General features: G+C 46.6%; 11 protein-coding genes and 1 riboswitch. Of the genes, 6 read left to right on the plus strand and 5 right to left on the minus strand.

Features of this window, described 5'->3' with window-relative positions; all coding sequences use genetic code 11:
- Positions 1-49 precede the first annotated feature (49 nt).
- The 3 genes from pstC to pstB all read left to right on the plus strand — a co-directional run bounded on the left by pstC (position 50) and on the right by pstB (position 2,917).
- Positions 50-1,000, plus strand: coding sequence for a phosphate ABC transporter permease subunit PstC (gene pstC / locus MIC7113_RS05040; protein WP_015181094.1), 951 nt, complete (start codon positions 50-52; stop codon positions 998-1,000).
- Between the two features lie 44 nt (positions 1,001-1,044).
- The gene (gene pstA, locus MIC7113_RS05045) at positions 1,045-1,938 is read left to right on the plus strand and encodes a phosphate ABC transporter permease PstA (protein WP_015181095.1); all 894 of its coding nucleotides are present in this window, start codon (positions 1,045-1,047) and stop codon (positions 1,936-1,938) included.
- Positions 1,939-2,089: 151 nt separating this feature from the next.
- Positions 2,090-2,917 (plus strand): phosphate ABC transporter ATP-binding protein PstB, encoded by an 828-nt coding sequence (gene pstB / locus MIC7113_RS05050; RefSeq protein ID WP_015181096.1) that lies wholly within the window; start codon positions 2,090-2,092, stop codon positions 2,915-2,917.
- A 133-nt stretch (positions 2,918-3,050) separates the two neighbouring features.
- Here the strand turns inward: pstB and MIC7113_RS05055 are convergent, their stop codons facing one another.
- Positions 3,051-4,328 carry a glycosyltransferase family 4 protein gene (locus tag MIC7113_RS05055; RefSeq protein ID WP_041780470.1) on the minus strand — a complete coding sequence of 426 codons (1,278 nt, stop codon included), beginning with the start codon at positions 4,326-4,328 and terminating at the stop codon, positions 3,051-3,053.
- A 160-nt stretch (positions 4,329-4,488) separates the two neighbouring features.
- A riboswitch (cyclic di-AMP (ydaO/yuaA leader) is annotated at positions 4,489-4,639 on the minus strand.
- A gap of 329 nt (positions 4,640-4,968) precedes the next feature.
- On the opposite strand from MIC7113_RS05055, the gene psb27 reads away from it, so the two are divergent.
- Together psb27 and MIC7113_RS05065 are read left to right on the plus strand one after the other, a co-directional pair.
- A complete protein-coding gene (gene psb27 / locus MIC7113_RS05060; RefSeq protein WP_041780471.1) occupies positions 4,969-5,373 on the plus strand; it encodes a photosystem II protein Psb27 in 405 nt (134 codons plus the stop codon).
- A 533-nt stretch (positions 5,374-5,906) separates the two neighbouring features.
- Positions 5,907-7,391: a family 10 glycosylhydrolase gene (locus tag MIC7113_RS05065; RefSeq protein ID WP_015181099.1), complete on the plus strand. Its 1,485-nt coding sequence runs from the start codon at positions 5,907-5,909 to the stop codon at positions 7,389-7,391.
- Positions 7,392-7,508: 117 nt separating this feature from the next.
- On the opposite strand, the gene MIC7113_RS05070 is transcribed toward MIC7113_RS05065, so the two are convergent.
- Positions 7,509-8,342, minus strand: a complete 834-nt coding sequence (locus MIC7113_RS05070) for a hypothetical protein (RefSeq protein WP_015181100.1) — start codon at positions 8,340-8,342, stop codon at positions 7,509-7,511.
- 1,115 nt (positions 8,343-9,457) lie between these two features.
- The gene (locus tag MIC7113_RS05075) at positions 9,458-9,970 is read right to left on the minus strand and encodes a serine O-acetyltransferase (RefSeq protein WP_015181101.1); all 513 of its coding nucleotides are present in this window, start codon (positions 9,968-9,970) and stop codon (positions 9,458-9,460) included.
- A 417-nt stretch (positions 9,971-10,387) separates the two neighbouring features.
- Between MIC7113_RS05075 and MIC7113_RS05080 the strand changes: the two genes are divergently transcribed.
- Positions 10,388-12,091, plus strand: a complete 1,704-nt coding sequence (locus MIC7113_RS05080) for a tetratricopeptide repeat protein (protein WP_015181102.1) — start codon at positions 10,388-10,390, stop codon at positions 12,089-12,091.
- On the opposite strand, the gene MIC7113_RS05085 is transcribed toward MIC7113_RS05080, so the two are convergent.
- Positions 12,088-12,267, minus strand: coding sequence for a hypothetical protein (locus MIC7113_RS05085; RefSeq protein WP_015181103.1), 180 nt, complete (start codon positions 12,265-12,267; stop codon positions 12,088-12,090). The genes MIC7113_RS05080 and MIC7113_RS05085 overlap by 4 nt on opposite strands.
- 222 nt (positions 12,268-12,489) lie before the next feature.
- Positions 12,490-19,830 carry a CHAT domain-containing protein gene (locus MIC7113_RS05090; RefSeq protein WP_015181104.1) on the minus strand — a complete coding sequence of 2,447 codons (7,341 nt, stop codon included), beginning with the start codon at positions 19,828-19,830 and terminating at the stop codon, positions 12,490-12,492.
- Positions 19,831-19,869 lie beyond the last annotated feature (39 nt).

The following is a 19,869-nucleotide window of genomic DNA, read 5'->3' on the forward strand; positions in this document are numbered from 1 at the left end:
AATGTTCGCTCCCACTTTTTGATGATCCGTTTGTTCAGTAAAGTCAATCATGGCTACACAAGCTCAGAATTCTCCAGCAGGAATCCAGCCTCGCTCCAGTACCGAAAAAACTCTAGATCAGGCTTTTGTTTGGCTAACTCGCATTTTAGCGCTGGCAGTTGCCGGGGTTTTAATCTATGTAGCCGTGGTGGTTGGGATCAGGGCGATGCCTGCGATCGCCAAATATGGTCTAGGATTTCTGTTTTCTAGTGATTGGAATCCCGTTAACGAGACTTACGGGGCGCTTCCCATGATCTATGGGACAATCGTCAGTGCTGCGCTCGCACTATTATTTGCCGTACCGCTTGGAGTGGGCACGGCTGTCTTTTTGAGCGAAAATTTTCTGCCCTTATCCGTTCGGACACCACTAATATTTATGGTGGAGCTTTTAGCGGCTATTCCGAGTGTTGTCTACGGTTTGTGGGGCATTTTTGTTCTGATTCCTTTCCTGCTTCCAATCGGGGAATGGCTTCACACTAACTTCGGCTGGTTGCCTATTTTTAGCACTCCCCTACGTGGCCCAGGAATGTTACCGGCAGCCATCATCTTAACGATCATGATTTTGCCGATCATCACGGCAATCTCTCGCGATTCTTTAGGTTCCCTGCCTCCCGATTTAAGGCAGGCATCCCTAGGTTTGGGAGCAACACGCTGGGAAACACTTTTCCGAGTCCTCATTCCGGCAGCTTTCTCAGGAATTGTTGGCGGAATCATGCTAGCGTTAGGTAGGGCGATGGGAGAAACAATGGCTGTTACTATGATCATTGGCAACGCCAATCAGTTGAATATTTCGCTGCTAGCACCCGCCAACACGATCGCTTCCCTCCTAGCCAATCAATTTGCTGAGGCTTCCGGTTTACAAGTTGCGGCTCTCATGTATGCAGGGCTGGTTCTGTTTCTTATCACACTAATCGTTAATGTATTGGCTGAGTTGATTGTTCGCCAAGTGAAGAAATTCTAGCGACTTAGAGAACGTCGGCCCCATCCTGTGTAAAGTCTTCTTATATGTCAACTAGCGCTCAAGACCAACATTCTTTTGGTTCCCCTACCAGTGGTATGACTCGGTCTTACACCAGTCCGCGAACGTTATTCGGGATGGTGATGACCCTACTGGCAGGTGCCTGCTTAATCATTGCTCTCATCCCTTTATTTTTGGTGCTGTTCTACGTCCTCACTCAGGGGGCGAATCGTCTGAATTTAGACTTATTTACCAAGCTGCCTCCACCTCCAGGATTGAAGGGAGGTGGGGTTGGTAATGCCATAATTGGTACTTTGATGACGGTAGGAATTGGGACTCTGATTAGTCTACCGTTTGGCGTCTTAGCCGCTGTTTATTTATCAGAATTTAGCAAAGGTACAACAGCTCGCTGGATTCGGTTTGCCACCAACGTTCTCGCTGGTGTGCCTTCCATCATTGCTGGAATATTTGCTTACGGGATTATCGTTGTCACAATGGGAGGATTTTCAGCCGTCGCAGGCGGCGTAGCCTTGGCGGTGCTAATGTTGCCCACCATTGTCCGAACAACCGATGAAGCGCTACAGATTGTTCCCCAAGATATCCGGTGGGCATCGGCGGGAGTGGGAGCGTCTAACTACCAAACGGTTCTCAGGATAGTCCTCCCGGCAGCAATACCTGCCATTATTACAGGCGTAACTCTGGCAATTGCTCGTGCCGCTGGCGAAACAGCCCCGTTAATTTTTACAGCGCTCAATTCACCCTTCTGGCCGCGAGGGATATGGAAGCCAACTCCATCTCTCTCTGTTTTAATCTATAACTTTGCTTCAGTGCCCTTTGAAGCCCAACAGGAGCTGGCATGGGCCGCGTCTTTTCTCCTCGTTGTCTTAATCTTACTGACCAGCATACTTGCTCGCTGGGCAACTCGTAAGAGCGTGTATTGAAGAAACGTCGAGTTCAGAATCTTTAGGAATTAAGACGGTTAAGAAAGCAACCTAAAAATGTCGTCAAGTCCCAATTCTTCACGAATTGTAGGCAACAACAAAAAAAACCATTTCTATTGGAATGTCAACTAAAACTTCAGGTGAGATTGTTATGAGTTATAGCCAGCAAAATACACAGCGCGATCGGTTTGCTGTGGAGGAAACCGAAACTGTTCTACGGGTAGAGAAACTCGATATTTACTATAGTAAGTTTTTAGCGGTTCAGGATGTTACTATGGACATTCCTAAAAACCGCGTAACGGCTTTCATCGGCCCCTCTGGTTGTGGAAAAAGTACTTTGCTGCGATGCTTTAACCGCCTCAACGATTTAATTGATGGATTTCATATAGACGGAAAAATTTATTACCATAACCAAGACCTCTACGATAAAAGCATCGATCCCGTAGAGGTACGCAGGCGGATTGGCATGGTGTTTCAAAAACCCAATCCTTTCCCGAAATCAATTTATGACAATATTGCCTATGGAGCGCGAGTGAATGGCTACAAAGGCAATCTGGATGAGTTAGTAGAGCGCTCTTTACAGAAAGCGGCACTGTGGGATGAAGTCAAAGACAAACTCAAGCAAAACGGATTGGCCTTATCCGGTGGACAGCAGCAACGTTTGTGTATTGCGCGTGCGATCGCAACCAATCCTGATGTCGTGCTGATGGATGAACCTTGCTCTGCCCTTGACCCGATCTCTACGCTTAAGGTTGAGGAATTGATGCACCAGCTCAAGGAAAACTACACCATTGTGATTGTGACCCACAACATGCAGCAGGCCACGCGAGTCGCGGATATGACCGCCTTTTTCAATGCTAAGGCAACCGATAAGGGTGGAAAACAGGGCTACTTGGTGGAATACGATCGCACCGAAAATATTTTCCAAAACCCGCAGCAAGAATCCACTCGGGACTATGTGAGCGGACGGTTTGGGTAAAGGTGGGCTTCTGTTCTCAATGGGGAATGCCTTAATTGGACTTACATCCCCTTCCACAGCTCCAGAAGGCCGTTCCATCCGTCGGCGGTGACTCAATAACGGCTCACTGTTCACGGTTACTGAGTCATCTGTATTACGCCGCGACCTGAGGTTTTTGAACAGATTGGACGGCGGATTGAGCCAGTAGCTTACTGTACACAGACGTGAGCCGATAAGCAACACTCTCCCAACTCATGGCAATTTCCACCCGTTGCCGACCGATTTCACCTAATTGCTCTCCCCACGCTGGATTGCTCAGGATACGATCAATCGCTTCGGCAAAAGCCGCCTCATCTTGAGGTGGCACCAGTAATCCCGTGACTTCCGGCACGACCGTAAACTGCAATCCTCCCACTTTACTCGCCACCACCGGTGTGCCACAAGCCATGGCTTCAATCGCTACCAGCCCAAAGGGTTCATAATGACTGGGAACCACACACACATTGGCGGCGGCATAGTAGCTGGGTAACTCGGCGTCGGTGAGTCGTCCAGGGAAGGTGACGATCTCGTTTAAGCCGAGTTCTTGAACAATCGTTTTAATGCGATCGCACTCCATCCCATCACTCTGTCCTGGACGATAACCCCCTGCGATCATTAACCGCAAATCGGCATTACCCTGCCATCTGGATTTCGCGATTGCCCGGACTAAGGTTTCAATTCCCTTGCGCCGATCAAATCGACCCACGTACAGCACCACCTTCGCTTCCCTTGGAATCCCCAGTTGTTGCCGTGCGTCTTGGCGTGCGATCGAACCCATCCGCTGAATATCCGTACCACAGGGAACGATTTCAATCATGCCTTTCCCAGAAACCAGATTTCGCATGTGTTCTTCTTCTTGAGGACTTGTCGCAACAATCCGATCCGCTGTTTCTAGACAAGCCTTTTCCACCGCTAAGCGCGTCGAAGCGATCGCAGGAAGATGACTCACACTCCGATACTTAACCGCCCCTAAGGAGTGGTAAGTATGAATCTGTTTCAAAGGTTGAAGTTTTTTCAGTTCCATCCCCACCCAAGAAGATAACCAGTAATTCGTATGAACTAAGGGATACTGGTATCCTTCTTGCTTCTGGAATGCCTGAAATTGCTTGACAAACTCTGGCAGGTAGCCAAAAGCATCATCTCGATTAATAAACTGAACAGGTCCTGCCGTGAGTCGGATTGTTCGGCAATTCGGCGCATGTTGAACAATATTCGCTTGCTCAGGATCGATGCGGCGAGTAAACATATCCACACGCCATCCCTGTTTTGCCAGTGCTAATCCTACTTGACGCACATAAACGTTTTGTCCACCGGCCTCTTCTTGACCAATTTCTGCGGCTGGGTCGCCACTAACAGAAATCAACGCAAGACGGCCTTTGTCATTTATAAGCATGATAGATTTTTCACCCCATGAGTAGGTACCCTGCCTTGAACCCAGGAGGTGCAATTGATTTTTCATCTTCTCAGAGTCAAGGACAGGTGCAACGAATCGGACTAGTACCAGCCAAGGACACTGACGAAAACACAAACATTAATTTGATAATGCTGAGCTTTCAGTCTCTTCTCGATGCCGACGGGGTTAGCTGACGGGCTAGGGCTGAGAGATGCCCCTCTTCTTTACCTCTCCATCATTAGGAAGAGAGCAAATAAAGAAGATACGCCCCCGGAATGGTTCCCCCGTTCCAGTTTCAGCTTTATACCTGTATGGGTGCCTTTATACCCCTGAAACTGAATTAGGCTGACTTACATGCAATACGGTTGAATTACATTAGATTATTATTGTATTGCGCTTTTTCAGATTAATCAATCTCTCAACAGGTATTGTTTTATAACAATTTGTGACTAAATATTGCTATATTGTTTATTAAGAATTTTTAGGAAGATCAATCTGAATAGTCAAAAACAGTCACGGCTGTTTGATCAAGCAGAGAGTCAAAAGTCGGCGTTATAGAGGGAAAAGCGATCCCCGAAAGCGTCAATCCAAGATACGATAAGTTCTAATTTTGAAAATCCGTTTGTTGTAAATCATGCTGATGAAGCGCCATATATCACGTCTTATTGCCCTCGTTTTGGTTGTTGTGATGGGTCTGATGGGGTGTTCCTCCACCACCAGTGTTTCCGGTTTGACAGGAGATTACCGCCAGGATACGTTGACCTTGTTACAAAACTTGAGAACAGCCATTGAATTACCGGAGGGTACACCCGATAAAGCAGAGGCTCAATCCAATGCGCGTCAATCCATTAATGAGTTTGCCTCTCGCTATCGGCGAGATAGCTCAGTGGCTAACCTCAGCTCCTTTACCACGATGCGAACGGCCTTGAATTCTTTAGCGGGTCATTACAGCTCTTACCCGAACCGTCCTTTGCCACAAAAGTTGAAGAATCGCCTAGAGCAGGAATTCCGGCAGGTTGAGAGTGCTCTGAAGCGAGGCGCTTAAGCTTGATTTGCCTTTAAGTTGCATTTTTGTCGTTCGCCAGAACCCTGAGGGGACACTCCAGATGTAACGAAATGATGATTTGCTGAGCAGAACTCTAATGGACGCTCCTAATTGGACGTTAACGCGAACACACTGATCAATGGCACGGGTCATCACCCTTGTTTTTTATCCTGATGAGGGTTTGATCTGTCAAACCCTTCTTTTTGATTGGCGAAATCTCTGATACCATTGCTTTTTTTTATCGACTACATAGGATTACCGGGTCATGGGTTATGGAATTGAAGATGATGAAAATTGAAAGTCAGGCGGTTACTCAAATCTAAAGCGGGAATTCCCACCAATCAGCTAATCTGTAACCTTGACCTTGAGAACTTTTGTAGTCAGTCTTGAGTCAAATGGTACGAGCAATTGTCCGGAACAATTGGCAAGTGAGCTGAAAGCGGAAAATAGCTGAACTCTATCATTGCCGATTTGTTAGCAGTCTGTGAAGACTGAGGACGCCAACTTTCTGTTCTTTTGTGGTGTTTGTAGGAATGTCTAACAGTTTTCTCCAAAAGGCGCGACAGCGGAGGCGTCTGCATCGCTATATGGCTACCGCACTCTTGACGAGTAGTAGCCTCCTGAGTCAGTGTGGCTTGATGCAAACCGCTCAGGCTCAAACAACGGCTTATTGCAAGTTGTCTAATGAGGCAATTTCTCAAAAAGAAAACTTACGTATTGCTGCTCTAAAAGGGAACTCAGATTCGGAAAAGCGCTACAAAGCCCTCGTCAAGCAACACGCTGATTTCTTACGCCAATGTCGCTCTCGAACGTGGCCTAATAACCAGTCGATTTGGCTGCGCTTATACCCCTGTGATGCTCGCGCTGGAGCGATTGATGATATCCTCGACCGTCTGGTTAACCGAGGCTACAACCAAGTTAACGTTGAAGTGTTTTATGACGGTCAAGTACTCTTACCCATGTCCGATAACCCAACGGCTTGGCCTTCCGTAGTGCGGACACCAGGGACGGATAAAATCGATCTGTTGACCCAGATGATCCAAAAAGGACATGAGCGGGGGATGCGGGTTTATGCCTGGATGTACACCATGAATTTTGGCTACTCCTACGCTCAGGGCTCAGAGACCCGAAAAATGCTAGCACGCAATGGTCGGGGAGAAACGAGCTTGTCCTACGTCCCAGACGGTTCTCAAGCCTTCATTGACCCTTACAACATGCAAGCCAAGACAGACTACTACCAAGTGGTTCAGGCTGTCTTGAAACGACGCCCGGATGGAATTTTGTTCGATTATATTCGGTATCCACGTGGCACTGGGAGTGATTCTGTAGCGGCTAGAGTTGAGGATTTATGGATTTATGGTGATGCAGCCAAACAAGCCCTGTTTGACCGAGCTCTCAACAAAAAAGGACGAGATTTAATTCAGCGCTATATTAGCAAAGGTTCAATTAATGCCAGTGATTTGGCGAGTGTCAATCAACTTTATCCGGAGGAGCAAACTCCCCTGTGGCAAGGTCGCACTCCCACACCGACAGACTCCTTAGCATCTCTGCAATGGCAACTGTGGCAGCTCAGCGTTGCTCACGCGGCTCAAGGCATTTTGGACTTTTTAAATCTAGCGACTCTCCCAGCCCAGCGTGCCGGGATTAAAGCGGGAGCCGTCTTTTTCCCCGATGGCAATCAAGCCGTGGGTCAAGTAGGGTATGATTCTCGTCTACAACCTTGGGATCGATTTCCCAGTTCCCTGGAGTGGCATCCCATGTCTTATGGGGTCTGTGGGAGTACAAGATGCATTGATGATTTGGTCAAGCGAGTCGTAAATCGGGCAGCCCCTGGTACTGAGGTGATACCTGCCTTGGCAGGAGATTGGGGCAGGTCTGTTACCAATCGCCCATCCTTGGATGCTCAGATGAGGGCGCTCCGCCAAGAGGTACCCAAGATTAACTCGGTGAGCCATTTTGCTTATTCGTGGCAAGACCCAGGTTTTGACCGCGATCGCAAATTTTGCCGATTGGATTAAGGGATTAACTCCAGTATGAAATTACCTCGCTCCTTCACTCTCGAATAAAAATAAAGAGACCGGGGCGAGGCATGTATCGAATTTTGTTTCAAGCTTATAGTTTTAGTTTTGAGCTGATTAATACCCAAGCTTCTGGTGATGCAATCTCAGCATTCGCTGGGCTACATCAAAGGGGACATCAGCGTGATCAAAATCCTTGAGTCCAAACATTCCACTACTAATATTCATAAGTTGCCAGTATCCTTCTTTTCGGAGGAGAATAGCATCTCCTCTAAGGTCTTCTATCGACCAAGTTACAATAGCATACGGCTCCTCAACTGTTATTTCTAGGAACCTAACATCATCTGGCTGTTCGCCCCACTCATTGACCATATAATCAGTCACAACTTTTTGGCTCTCTCTAATGGCTATATGCTGGGTTTCTGCCACTACAGATGCATTCTTTAGCAATACTGTTAGTAAATTTAAATGAATATTTAAGTGATAGATCATCGCTCCGAGTTGACGGATGTAATGAACTAATTTTTCATCAATATTAATTAATGTTATAAAATCTTCGCTTTCTATTTCCTGATTTCTCTGTTCAAGATATTCGTTATATTCTTTAATTAACCGAAATATACTGTTATTTTGATTCTCTAACATATAGACTATATATTCATCCACCAAGATTTGGTGGGGAGGCAATTCAAGAACGATCTTTTTGAATTTATCCTCATTAATAGGTGTAATTAAAGTCTTTTTTAAAACTTGGTTTTTCTGGTTGACCAGAATATTAAGTTCACGACGAACTATTTGATCGGCTTTACGTAAGCTAAAAAATATATCATCTACTTCAAGAGCTAGAGAAGACAAGAATGTATTATCCTCTTTGTTCTCTATCTTCTCGTTGTTTTTGAGCATTGGGTTCGTTCGACTCTTCAGTTCGGGGATAAACAGTTGTTCTGTCATACAAATCCTTGTTGAAACACAATGGTTACTGCTCATAAAGTTATTAGTGGTAATGTAGAGAAAATTAGTCTGGATAAAAATGCTTTCTCTAAGTTCTCGAACTTGAGAGCATTTATATAACCCTACAAATACTTTCTATTAGCAAAACCTTTGTGGAGTGTTAACAGTAGTGAGTCTGATGCTCATTTTAAGTTGTTGTGCTTTGTGCATGTAATGGGTTGAGATTACCTCGAACACGGCACGGTTTGCAGAGCTTTGTTCTCGTATTGTGTAGGAGAAACCTTAGCCAAACTTAGGCGAAGAGTAAGAATGCAGGAGGATAGCCTTAGGATTCTTCGTAGTAGCTCCTTCAGAGCTAGCTGTTTTTGAAGAAGAAGGAATATACTTTCCGAGGGTTTGCTATGCAACCACTTCAACCACATTTCAGATAAGACTCCACAAATTCAGTACAGAATTGCCCAAGTTTATAGCCAATTAGGGATGATATAAGCTCTCACCATTAGGTGAACAATTTCACTACGAACTACGGCAAAGCTGCATTTAATACTTCAATTCACGAAAGAATTGAAGATTGATTCAATTGAAGCTGAAAAAGTAGATAACCCTGTTGTGCTTATTGGATAGCACAGGATAAGCCGGAAAGCTGTGCTTGCCAACTTACGGCTTACATTCTGTAGATTTTTAGCTTGTCATACGTCGTATGACTTGTATTACCTATGTGAATATTATGGCAAATTGCTGACAACAGCAACAAATTCAAGCAAACTTTATTAAGTCTTTAACAATAGCCGAGTACAGACTTCTATCTGTTTGTAGCGATATGACATTGATATGACATTCGGCTGCAATCGAGTATACGCCTGGATTCAGGCTATGTCCTGGGGTCATCCCTGAGAAGCGAACGTAAGACAAGATGTAAGACATATTTTTTCCTAGCTCGTCACTCCTGAAGCCGCAAGCACGATTGAGTAGAGCTAAAGGAGTAGCTACCACGTCAGCACAATGGCAATGCTGAAAGCCGCACTCCTTGTGGAGAGAACAGAGAAAACATTAATAATAGCTTGAGAGTGGGCGGCTATCGCCTCCCTAGACTCCACAAGAGAGTCCCACTTAACCTAGGTCACGTTGATGATTTTGGCCGGCACTCCAACCGCTGTAGCTCCCTCCGGAACGTCACAAAGCACCACAGCATTTGCGCCAATCTTCGCGTGGTTACCGATAGTCACTGGACGAATAATTTTCGCACCAGCACCAATATCAACATGACCGCCAATTTTCACCCCTGCCACGACTGTTACCTGTTGCAAAATCAAACAATTAGGGCCAATAGTGGCATCAGGATGAATCACAACACCCGTTGGATGAGTCAGGAGTAGTCCCCCTTCAATTTGACAGTTGATCGGAATATCGGCAGCCGTGACAACGCTCCAGAATCGGTGCTGGAGGACGTTCCACTTACAGAAAAAGCGTCCGATCAGTCCACCCCGTACCTGCCACTTCTGATACTCACGGATTGATTTGAGTAACTGTCGCGACGGATTCCACCAGCCGTCATACACTTCACGGCTCCAATCAGGCTCTGTCGCAGAAACCAGTGGAGTTGTGGGTGATTCAATTAATTTAAACATTGTCTGTTGGCTGTGTTATTAACTTCATCTCCGTTCAGTTTCATTCTTCAGGCACCCAGCGACTAAACAAGGACGATACTAAATCTAGGCTTGGGTCTTCTTTTAGCTGTTGCCAGAAGCTCAGCCGTATAGATTTTGGGTCGTTCACACTGAATAGCAGGTTGGGTTGATTAGCCTCATCGACTGAGGCTGAACCGTCGGATTTCTAGAAGAAATTATCTCTTAATCTATCCTAGCTCTGCTAATCATTTTTTCAATACCTTCTAGAAAGGTTACATTAGTTAATTAATAAACTAACCTTCTTATTTCTGGGTACAATAGTTAGATTAGATTGTTAAATATCAAGTTCAATAATTAATTTGACCTTAAATACGATTAAAAAATATCTGTGAAGAAATGACCAGGAAAACAAATGCTATGAGCAAGGTAAAAAAAAGATATTTATCAGTGATTTTTGGGGGAGTATTTTTTTCTGGGTTATTTTTTCCAATTTACTTTACCCCAAAGGGGCTAGCTGAACAGGAAATAAAAGACCTTGATTACTGGGCTAGTTTGTGTTCATTACTGAAGACTGAAAAAAAATATGAAGAATCTCTGGCGGCTTGTGATCAAGCGCTCTTGATTAATCCCAAAGAACGTGTAACTTGGGCAAATAGAAGCGATGTCTTACTGAAGTTAAAAAAATATCCAGAAGCGTTAGTTTCAGCAGAACAAGCAATTCGGCTCAAATCGAACTACTCTTTGGCTTTGGTCGATCGCTGTCAAGCTTTATCGGAATTGGGGAGGTACGAAGAAGCGATCGCTTCTTGTGATTTAGCGTTGCGAGGAGATGGCAATTGGGAAAAACGTTCACCAGCACTCGCCTGGTATCATCGAGGTTTGGCACAGGCAAAGTTGAAACAGTATGAAGAAGCGATCGCCTCTTATGACCATGCCATAGAAATTAATTCAACTTACTCCCTAGCATGGGCGGATCGCTGCCAAGCCTTAGCAAATTTAGGTCGATACTCAGAAGCGCTGTCCTCTTGTGACCAAGCGGTGCGAACCGATGGAAAATGGGTTGAGGGTTCCCCAGATTATGCCTGGTACAACCGAGGGCTGGTACTCCAAAAATTGGGACGATATGAAGAAGCGATCGCGTCTTACGATAGAGCAATCGCCCTAAATCCCAACGAGGCGACAACTTGGACTCATCATGGTGCCGTGCTAGATGTGTTGGGAAAACACGCGCAAGCCCTGACTTCCCAGGAATGGGCGGTTAAAATTAATCCGAAATATTCTCTGGCGTTGGCTAACCAATGTGCGACATTAAACCAATTGGGCGATTACGAAAAAGCCCTTACTGCTTGTGAAAGTGCCCTGCAAGGAGATGGAAATTGGGGGGAAGAAAGCCAGGGTTTGGCATGGGATCAACGCGGAAATGCCCTCGCCGGACAGGGTAAACAGGAAGAAGCCCTCGCCTCTCACGAACGTGCGATCGCCCTAAACAAAGACTATGCGGAAGCCTGGAACAACCGCAGCGTCACGCTGTGGTATATGGGACGATATGAGGATGCACTCGCCTCATCGGATCGGGCTGTGGAAATCAAACCGGAGTACTCTCAAGCTTGGTATAACCGAGGGCGAATCTTGAAGACATTAGAACGGTATAACGAAGCAGTTGAGGCTTATGATCGAGCGATCAAACATGGGGGGAATGGGGGTGATAACCGTGCTGCTGCCGATATTTGGGCGAACCGTAGCGTGGTTTTGTGGCATTTGCAACGATATCCAGAAGCCCTCGCCTCGACAGATCGCGCCATTGACATTAATCCCAATTCCTTCCAAGCTTGGTACAACCGAGGGATTGTGCTGATGGCATTGGCACGCCAGGAAGAGGCACTCACCGCTTACGAGCGAGCAATTCAGATTAATCCCAACGACGCTAACATTTTAGCGGCTAAAGGCTTGGCATTAGCAAAGATTAAACGACTGCCAGAAGCGATCGCTACCTTTGAACAAGCTTTGAAACTTGACCCCAATAATGGAATCGCTCAAGCTTATCGAGAGACTCTCATGCAGCAGTTGCAACAGTTGGAGGAAAAAAAGCCAAATGATTTGCCCAAGCCGAAACGAGATTAATCTTGCGCGATCGGTTTGACCACAACCCGACCATTCTCAACAATTGTGCAGTATTTGGGCTTTATTTTATAAAGGCTAACTGAGTCTTGATCAGCCAACGCCTTGCAGTGGTTTATATGGGTTTGCTGTTGTTGGTTTAAGGTGACGGCGCAACAAGCGGTAGTAATAGGAGACATATCGAGCCTAATAAACTCTTCTTCTAATTATCTCACCAATTTATGCCTGTTGCGTCCCTAAAAAAGGTGATGTAATGTTATCGCTGTAGCCATAAAAGTTAGGGCTTTCTTTCACAGCCTAAACGATCACATACCAATAATAACCCTTCTACCTTCTGCCTTTTGCCTTCTACCTACTCCTGCGGAGAACGCTGCGCGAACTGCCTTCTGCCTTCTGCTATATCACCAAGGGCTACCAATCATCGTAAAAGCAGACCAATAATAAGGATGTGAAAATTCCTTATGATCGATTTCTGCTAATTCTGGCGGGAGAGGAATAGATTCACCCTGCCCAATGCCTCGGAGTTGCCCTCCCTCTAACCGCACTTGCCCTTTAATCATGGCAATTTGGGCTTGTCGCAAGGCTTCTGCTTTAATCGGTGCCGTCTTCAACTGCTGATAAAACTCCGTGATTAGCCCCAAGGTTCCCTCATCACTGACGTACCAAAGACTTGCTATGGCTGACTTCACACCCGCCGCTACCGCTAACCCACCAAAACCGAATTCAGCATCTTCATTGCCCAATGCCGTGCGACAGGCACTTAAGACTAATAACTCAACAGGCGGATTATTCCATCCCATCTGTCGCAATTGATCTAAGCGCAACTTGGTATCCGACAATTGAATATAGGAATTTCTGGGCGCACCCAAATTAAATTCTCCGTGCGTTGCCAGGTGAATCACTCCAAAGGGTGTTTGATTGCGTTGTGCCTTTAAATTATTGAGTGTGAACCCTTGGTTGAGGAATGATTTTCCTGTCCACAAGCCATCAGAAGAGGATGGGTTTGCAGGTAGTAATTCCCGATTTTCTGCTACCAAGTTTTGTTTTCCAACAAGGGTAGATAATTCAATTGGCACCGCAGGCAAGGCATTTTGTTCGGTAAACTTCGACGCCCCCATCGCCAAAACTTCGCTTGTTTTCACATCCCCATAACGGGTATCGACCAAATTGATACTGGGAATTAATCCGATACTGTACTTTTCTACTAAAAACTGTTTTCCATCGTACAACGCCGCCATTGGGATTGACCTGAGTCCACCATCCATCGAAAATACTAACGTATCAATCTTTTTCGCTTGGAGTTCGGCCTCTAAAGGTTCAACTAGCCATTGATAGAGTTGTTTTGCTGTGGCTTGATAGCCTGTTTTGCTCCTAGGTTCAGTGACTTGAGAACGAAATTTTGCTGCTGTTTTGAGCAGGGTATCTCTATTAGCTTGATAGACCGTTTTGAGCAGGGGTTTGTCTTTAGGGGTGACCAATATGAGTTGTAATTGATCAGGTTGGGTAAACACATAAATAACGGCTGGTGTTTTACCCGTATTGGTGGCAATATCACTGAGGACAGCCTGAGTTTGTTCCACCGATCCAGATTGATTGCTATCGCTGGTGAGATGGCCCTCAAAGTGATTCTGAAACTCTTGCATTCTCAGTTGCTCAACCAGTGCGATCGCCTTTTCAATTTGTCCGCTTGCGATCGCTTGGTCAATGTCTTCCCGCACAATGTCTGTTGTATTGAGTAAAACCATCGCGGAGGTACTAATCGTATTTATCCCTTGAGGAACAAGATTTTCTCCCTGAATATCTTTTGGGACTCGATTGGTGTCTGGTTTGGGTGAAGGTGAGGGTATTGGTGTTGGTGGTAGCGTTGGCGGCGGTGTTGGCAGTGGGTTCTGAGTAATGATTTGAATGTTGCCTTGGGTGTAGGCACCGGGAAAGGATTGGAAGGGCACAATCGAATTGGCTAAATCGGTTGTAATTGCCCCAGCCGTGCCGTTGATGGTTGCATCACCCACATTAAAGGGAATGCCTCTTACTCCCCCGTCGTGCCGGATGATGATATCGCCACTTCCTGTCCCTCCAGCCGTGGAAATGCTGGCGTTTATCCCGTTGCGATCACTAAAACTTCCCACAGCCCGGAAAAACTGATTGGTGGTAATGTCAACATTACCCCCCTTGCCAGATGTCCCACCTTGTGCATTAATCGAGTCTACTTGGATATCTCCAATCGGATCGAGCAAGACGTTACCGCCATCTCCAGTAGTTGCACTGGAGTTAAGTTGTCCAGCCGTAATTTGCTGCTGAGCAATAACGGTGATATTTCCCCCGCGTGTGTTGCCTGAAGCATCCAGGTTACCGCTATTAATAATCCCCGTTTGGCTGTTGAGGGTAATATCGCCACCCGCACCCGTATCCGAATGAGAGGTGAGGTTATTGGTAGCGATGTTGCCTAGTGCAGAAAGTGAGATGACTCCTCCATTAGCTGTAGTAGAACTAGAGTCTAGAATGCCTGCACTAGTGTCAATCGTGCCATTGCTACTAATGATAGTAATTCCTGGATTAGCGGTAATGTTACTTGTGGTGATGTTTTGATTGGCTTTTAGGGTAATTGAGGCATTATCTAAGCCAGTAATTGCACCTGTGGCGTTGATGGTACCAGCTCCGACTGGTGCTTGAATGGTTACTGGGTCAAAGAAGGTAACTGGATTGAGGATATTGATGGCACCACTGCTGTTAGCTCCTCCAATGGTGATGGAGTTAAAGCCATTTTGCAATGCAGCGATGTCTGCTGTGGTGATATCTAAGATTCCCGTGCCGCTATCGGTAGCACCTGCGATCGCAATATTCTGACTCGGTGTAAAGGGTTGCAGGACAAGGTTACTGGTACCTGTTACAGAATTAGCGCCACCTGCAAAGTTAATCTCATCGGCGGTGAGTGTCAGTGCATTACTCCCGGTTGCCAAGCTGGAGTTAAATCCAATCGTGCCAGTTCCAGCATTGAATGTGGCATTATCTATCAGGGTTACAGGGCTATTAAAGATAATGTTACTGTTTGCCGTTGTAATGTCACTTGCGACCACAACATTCTGGGCACTAACAATATCAAGAACGCCCAGCGGAGTTACTCCACCAATCACACCGCCAAACTGAACGGTTCCCGTACCCGCTGTTAACTGCAAGGTTTGATTGCCATCAATTGTTCCAGTAATGGTGATGTCTGCTCCAGCTGCATCGCTGGTAGTGTTCAGATTAACATCTGTTCCTAAGAGTGTGCGATTACTGTTAATTGTGATCGAGCCGCCTATTGTCGTAATGTCTGCATTTAAGGTTGTCGTCGTCGCTATCAGGGTAATTGGGTCTGCCGTATTAAGTTGCCCATTAACATTGATGGCACCGAAGGGAGAGCGAATTGTTACTGGAGCAGAGAAAAAATTAGGGTTCACGGTAATGGTGCCACTTCCATCAGCTCGTCCAATGGTGATGGAGCTAAAGGCATTGCTTAAAGCATTCAATTTTGTATCAGTGAGGTCTAAAGCGGTTGTATCGACTCCGTCAATTCCACTAAGCGCAATACTTTGAGTGGGTGTGCTGGGCTGAAGCAGAAGATTACCGTTGCTGTTGACCGAATTAGCAACACCCGTAAAGTTAATCTCGTTACCAGTAATGCTAATATCTCCAGTTCTCGTAGGACTGATAGCGGTGATATTACCCGTTGTTACCTGACCGTTAGTGGCATTCAGAGTTATAGTCCCAGCATTTCCAGCATTTGAGAAAGACGCTAAATCGTTTGTGGCGATATTACCAAAAGCAGAAAGTGAAATGTTCCCAGCGTTGCCATCACCTGAAGCTGTACTTAAAGAGCTAGCTGTTGTGTCTATTGAACCCGCTGTGCTTGTTAGGGAAATATCATTACCATTACCCGTAATAGCTGTTGCTCTAATCTCTCCTGTAACAATATCAAGGTTGGCATTCAGAGTAACAGCACCTGAGGTTCCAGAACCAGTGTTAGGGTTTATTAGTCCCCTGGAAGTATCAATTCCTCCTTGTCGGCTCGTAACAGTTACGTCACCCCCTCTAACGACTGCCCCAGAATCCAATTGAGCCGTAGTAACATTGCCAGCCGCATCAAGAGTGATTGCTCCCCCCGTTTGCCCAAAGGAGGCTAGCGTCCCAAGGCTGGTATCAATCGCACCACCTGTGCTAGTTAGGGTAATCGTACCCCCAATTCCGTTTCCTGCCCCACCGTTAATTACACTTGCTGTGTTAATTGCACTAGTTGTAATGTTGCCTAGCGCAGAGAGTGCGATCGCACCTCCATTGCCGCCGACAGAGCTAGAATTAAGCTCTATCTCGCTAATAATATTACCCGCAGTACTATTTAGGGTAATTGTCCCTGCATCACCTATAGAACCCGCAGTCGTACTACTTAGAATACTTCCAGTCCTAATATCACCTTGGGCATTCAAGACGATGGTGCCTCCACTTGCGCCGAAGGCATGTACACCGAAGGTGGCAGCAGTGGTATCGATGCTCCCCTCCGTACTGGTAATGGTAATATTGCCAGCCGTGCCAACAGAATTTGAGCGAGAGAGAACATCTGCGGTGGTAATATTGCCCCTAGCCGTTAGAGTAATATCTCCTCCACTTCCAAGTCCTGCGCCCGCAGAACCCGTTTCCACAGAGTTAGTAATATTAATTGCTCCGCCAGTACTGGTAACCGTGATTGGCCCCCCAATGCCAGCACCATTGGTGCCACTGTCGAGCCGGAAAGCCGTAATGTCGCCGCTAGCGTTCAGGTTAATCGCTCCGCCATTCAGCCCATTGGTAGTAATCGTTCCCGCCGTGATACTCGCACCTGAGATCGTAATGTTGCGTCCTGGAGCAATGATGGATTGGGTTGCACCCATCAAGAATGACCCGACACCACTATTATCAGAATCTGCTGTCAAGGTAATCGATCCCGCAACACCACCCGTTGGAAAAAAGGGAAAGGTAAGCTGGTCGTTATTTAGAGGGCCGATGATGATATCGTTGGTTGCTTCTAAGATGACATTCGCCGTCGGTAACATATCTTCAAGCACAGCTTGAGAGATAAAAATGGAACCCGGAGTAGGAGAAAAGTCATTTTGCAAAATTTGGGCAGTTCCATTGAGCTGAGCATCCACCCCAGGAGAAGACGGTGCATTCGAGATAGTGATATCAGTTGGATCTAACAGTAATGTGCCAAGGCTACCATTGGCTGCACTGAGGTTAGCTGTACCATTAAAAATCAGGTCTTGTTTACCGGAGACTTCAACAAATCCGCCATTTCCAGAAGTGCTGCCACCGCGAGCACTGATGCTCCCATGAAATGCAGTTATTTCATCAGCCCAGAGAATTACTTTCCCGCCATTACCCTGCGTCAGGGCATCCGCATTAATCGTTGAGTCACTACTGACATAGGTACGAGATGCATTCGGTACTGTGCCTTTGCCCTGATAATCACCACCAATCAGTACTGTACCGCCACCATTCGCACCAGTTGCATCAACATTGGCACTAACCAGCCCGACCTTATTACCCAAGACCTGTACCGTACCACCCGTCTGTCCTGGTGCTGTACCAAACGCATTCAGGCTACCAGAAGCGATCGCACTACCCGGCTCAGTTGGCACCTGTACGCCAGAACCCGTCAGGACCGTCTCTCCAGCCGCATTAACCGATAGTCCTGTCGCATTTCCCCCACTCCCACCCGTTAGTAGTTGGGGCAAGGATAAAACGGGCAATGTCCACTGAGTCGGGGAATTATTATCCGATGCAGGGGGTAAAACCTCTAAACTTAATACAGACCCAGATTGGCTCAAACGAACGAGGCTGGTTCCTGGTACGGCTGCGATCGTAATTTTTCCTACTGGAGCATTAACTTGCCCCGTACTCACAACCGTACCACCCAAGAGCATCAGATCTTTTCCTGCACCTACCGCTAAGTTACCGGAGTTAACGATGCTTCCCGGTTGAGATGTGGTGAAGGCAAAACCATTAGGCGTACCGTTGAGCTGAGTGTAATCATTAATTCCTGCCGCATTAAACCAGTTATTACTAATCCCAATACTCGTAGCCGTCGTGGCAACAAAAGACGCAGGGACATTCAAGCTGGCATTAGAGCCAAAGATAATTCCGGCGGGATTCATCAGGTACAGATTGGCTTGGCTACCACTGACTTGAATCAGTCCATTAATATTAGAAGCATTGCCACTGACCACCCGACCTAAGATATTTTGAGTGGTGGCATTGGACTGGAAATTCGCGGTTTGTCCCGTATTAACGTCGAATTGGGAAAAGCTATGGAACAGGTTGGTTCCACTGGAAGAGGTTTGTCCTCCGGTGATGTCTAATTGATTACCCGTCGTGTTCACGAGGGTATTCGTGCCATCAGCAGCAGGGACAATTTGTGCTAAAGCAGGCGTGACAGTGATTGCTCCTAGTAGGGGAAGTGCAGCTAGTGCATAACTAAGGGTTTTGGCGAGTGATTGAGTGAAGCGTTTACTGATAGAACTTACAGACTCTTTTGTCACTTTTGAGCCGTGCAACTGTTCTAGAACCCCCCAACCTTCCTGAAAAAGGGTAGGGCTGATTCGTTTTCCCGAAACCCGCTCGGAGTTTAAACTCCGGGCTAATAGCTCAAGTCCATTGAAATGGACTAAAGTCGCCCTATCTCTTGCAGTCGGTTTCAACCGACATCTTGCACCATTCGCAACAAGTTCTGGCGAATGGAATTCGCGGCTATAAAACCGAAGTCCGCCTGCGCGGACTAGAGGAAAATCAAGGGTTGTGAAACCTGCGTAGGCAGGTTTTGTTTGTGTAGCTGCGGTTTCAACCGCCCTATTGAGAAGGTTGCAAGATATCAGTTTCAACCGACTTTGGCTACTCGCTGTGGAATTGATTCCCTGGCGGGTTTGGAGAGAATGAATCAGTCCTGTCTGAACAACGGGGGCTATGTGTAAGTTCTGACTGGGTGGGGTGGAGAACTCAGCACAACTGAGCAATGTTACCGGAAAGTTGTCGGCATGTTGGCGGCGCTGGCGTGCCTGCTTGATGGCAATCAGTGCAAGGCGATTTTGCTGTGCCTTCTGCTGCTGAGTAATACTCTCTCGGTGAACGCGATAGTAGTAGAGTGGTTTGCTCACCCGTTGTACCTGCGTTACTTCCGACACTCGCAGGCACAGTTCGTAGTCCTCAATTAAGTCAAACGTCTCATCAATTCCGCCTACTTCGTCAAATACCGTGCGGCGAATTAATCGAAAGTGGAACGCCATGAATTTTCGCAACAATCCCATTGGAGAATAGGGAAAGCGGCAGCGATTTTCGTAAGCCTTTACTTCACCGCGTTCGTTCATCACCAAATAGTCGGTATAAACTAAACCCGTGGCTGGATGAGTATCGAGTATCGCGGCTGTCTCTTCGAGTGCTGTTGGTGCTAGGATATCGTCACTGTCTACTAAGCCAATATAAGTACCAGTAGTTTGTGCGATCGCATCTTTGAGCGCACGTCCTCGCCCTTGATGTTGCGCCGCCACCACTGTTACCCGCGCATCTTGCTTCGCGTAGTCTTGAGCAATCTCGACAGAACAATCTGTAGAACCATCATCCCAAACCAGTAACTCCCAGTCGCCACGAGTTTGTGCCAAAACACTTTCAATCGCAGCGCCTAGATAACGCTCTCGGTTGTAAACGGTGATGATGAGGGAAATCGGCACTAGCATCATGAATGTTCCGCGAAAACTCAACAGGACTGACCCAAGGAA

The sequence above is a fragment of the Allocoleopsis franciscana PCC 7113 genome (assembly GCF_000317515.1).
GTDB lineage: Bacteria > Cyanobacteriota > Cyanobacteriia > Cyanobacteriales > Coleofasciculaceae > Allocoleopsis > Allocoleopsis franciscana.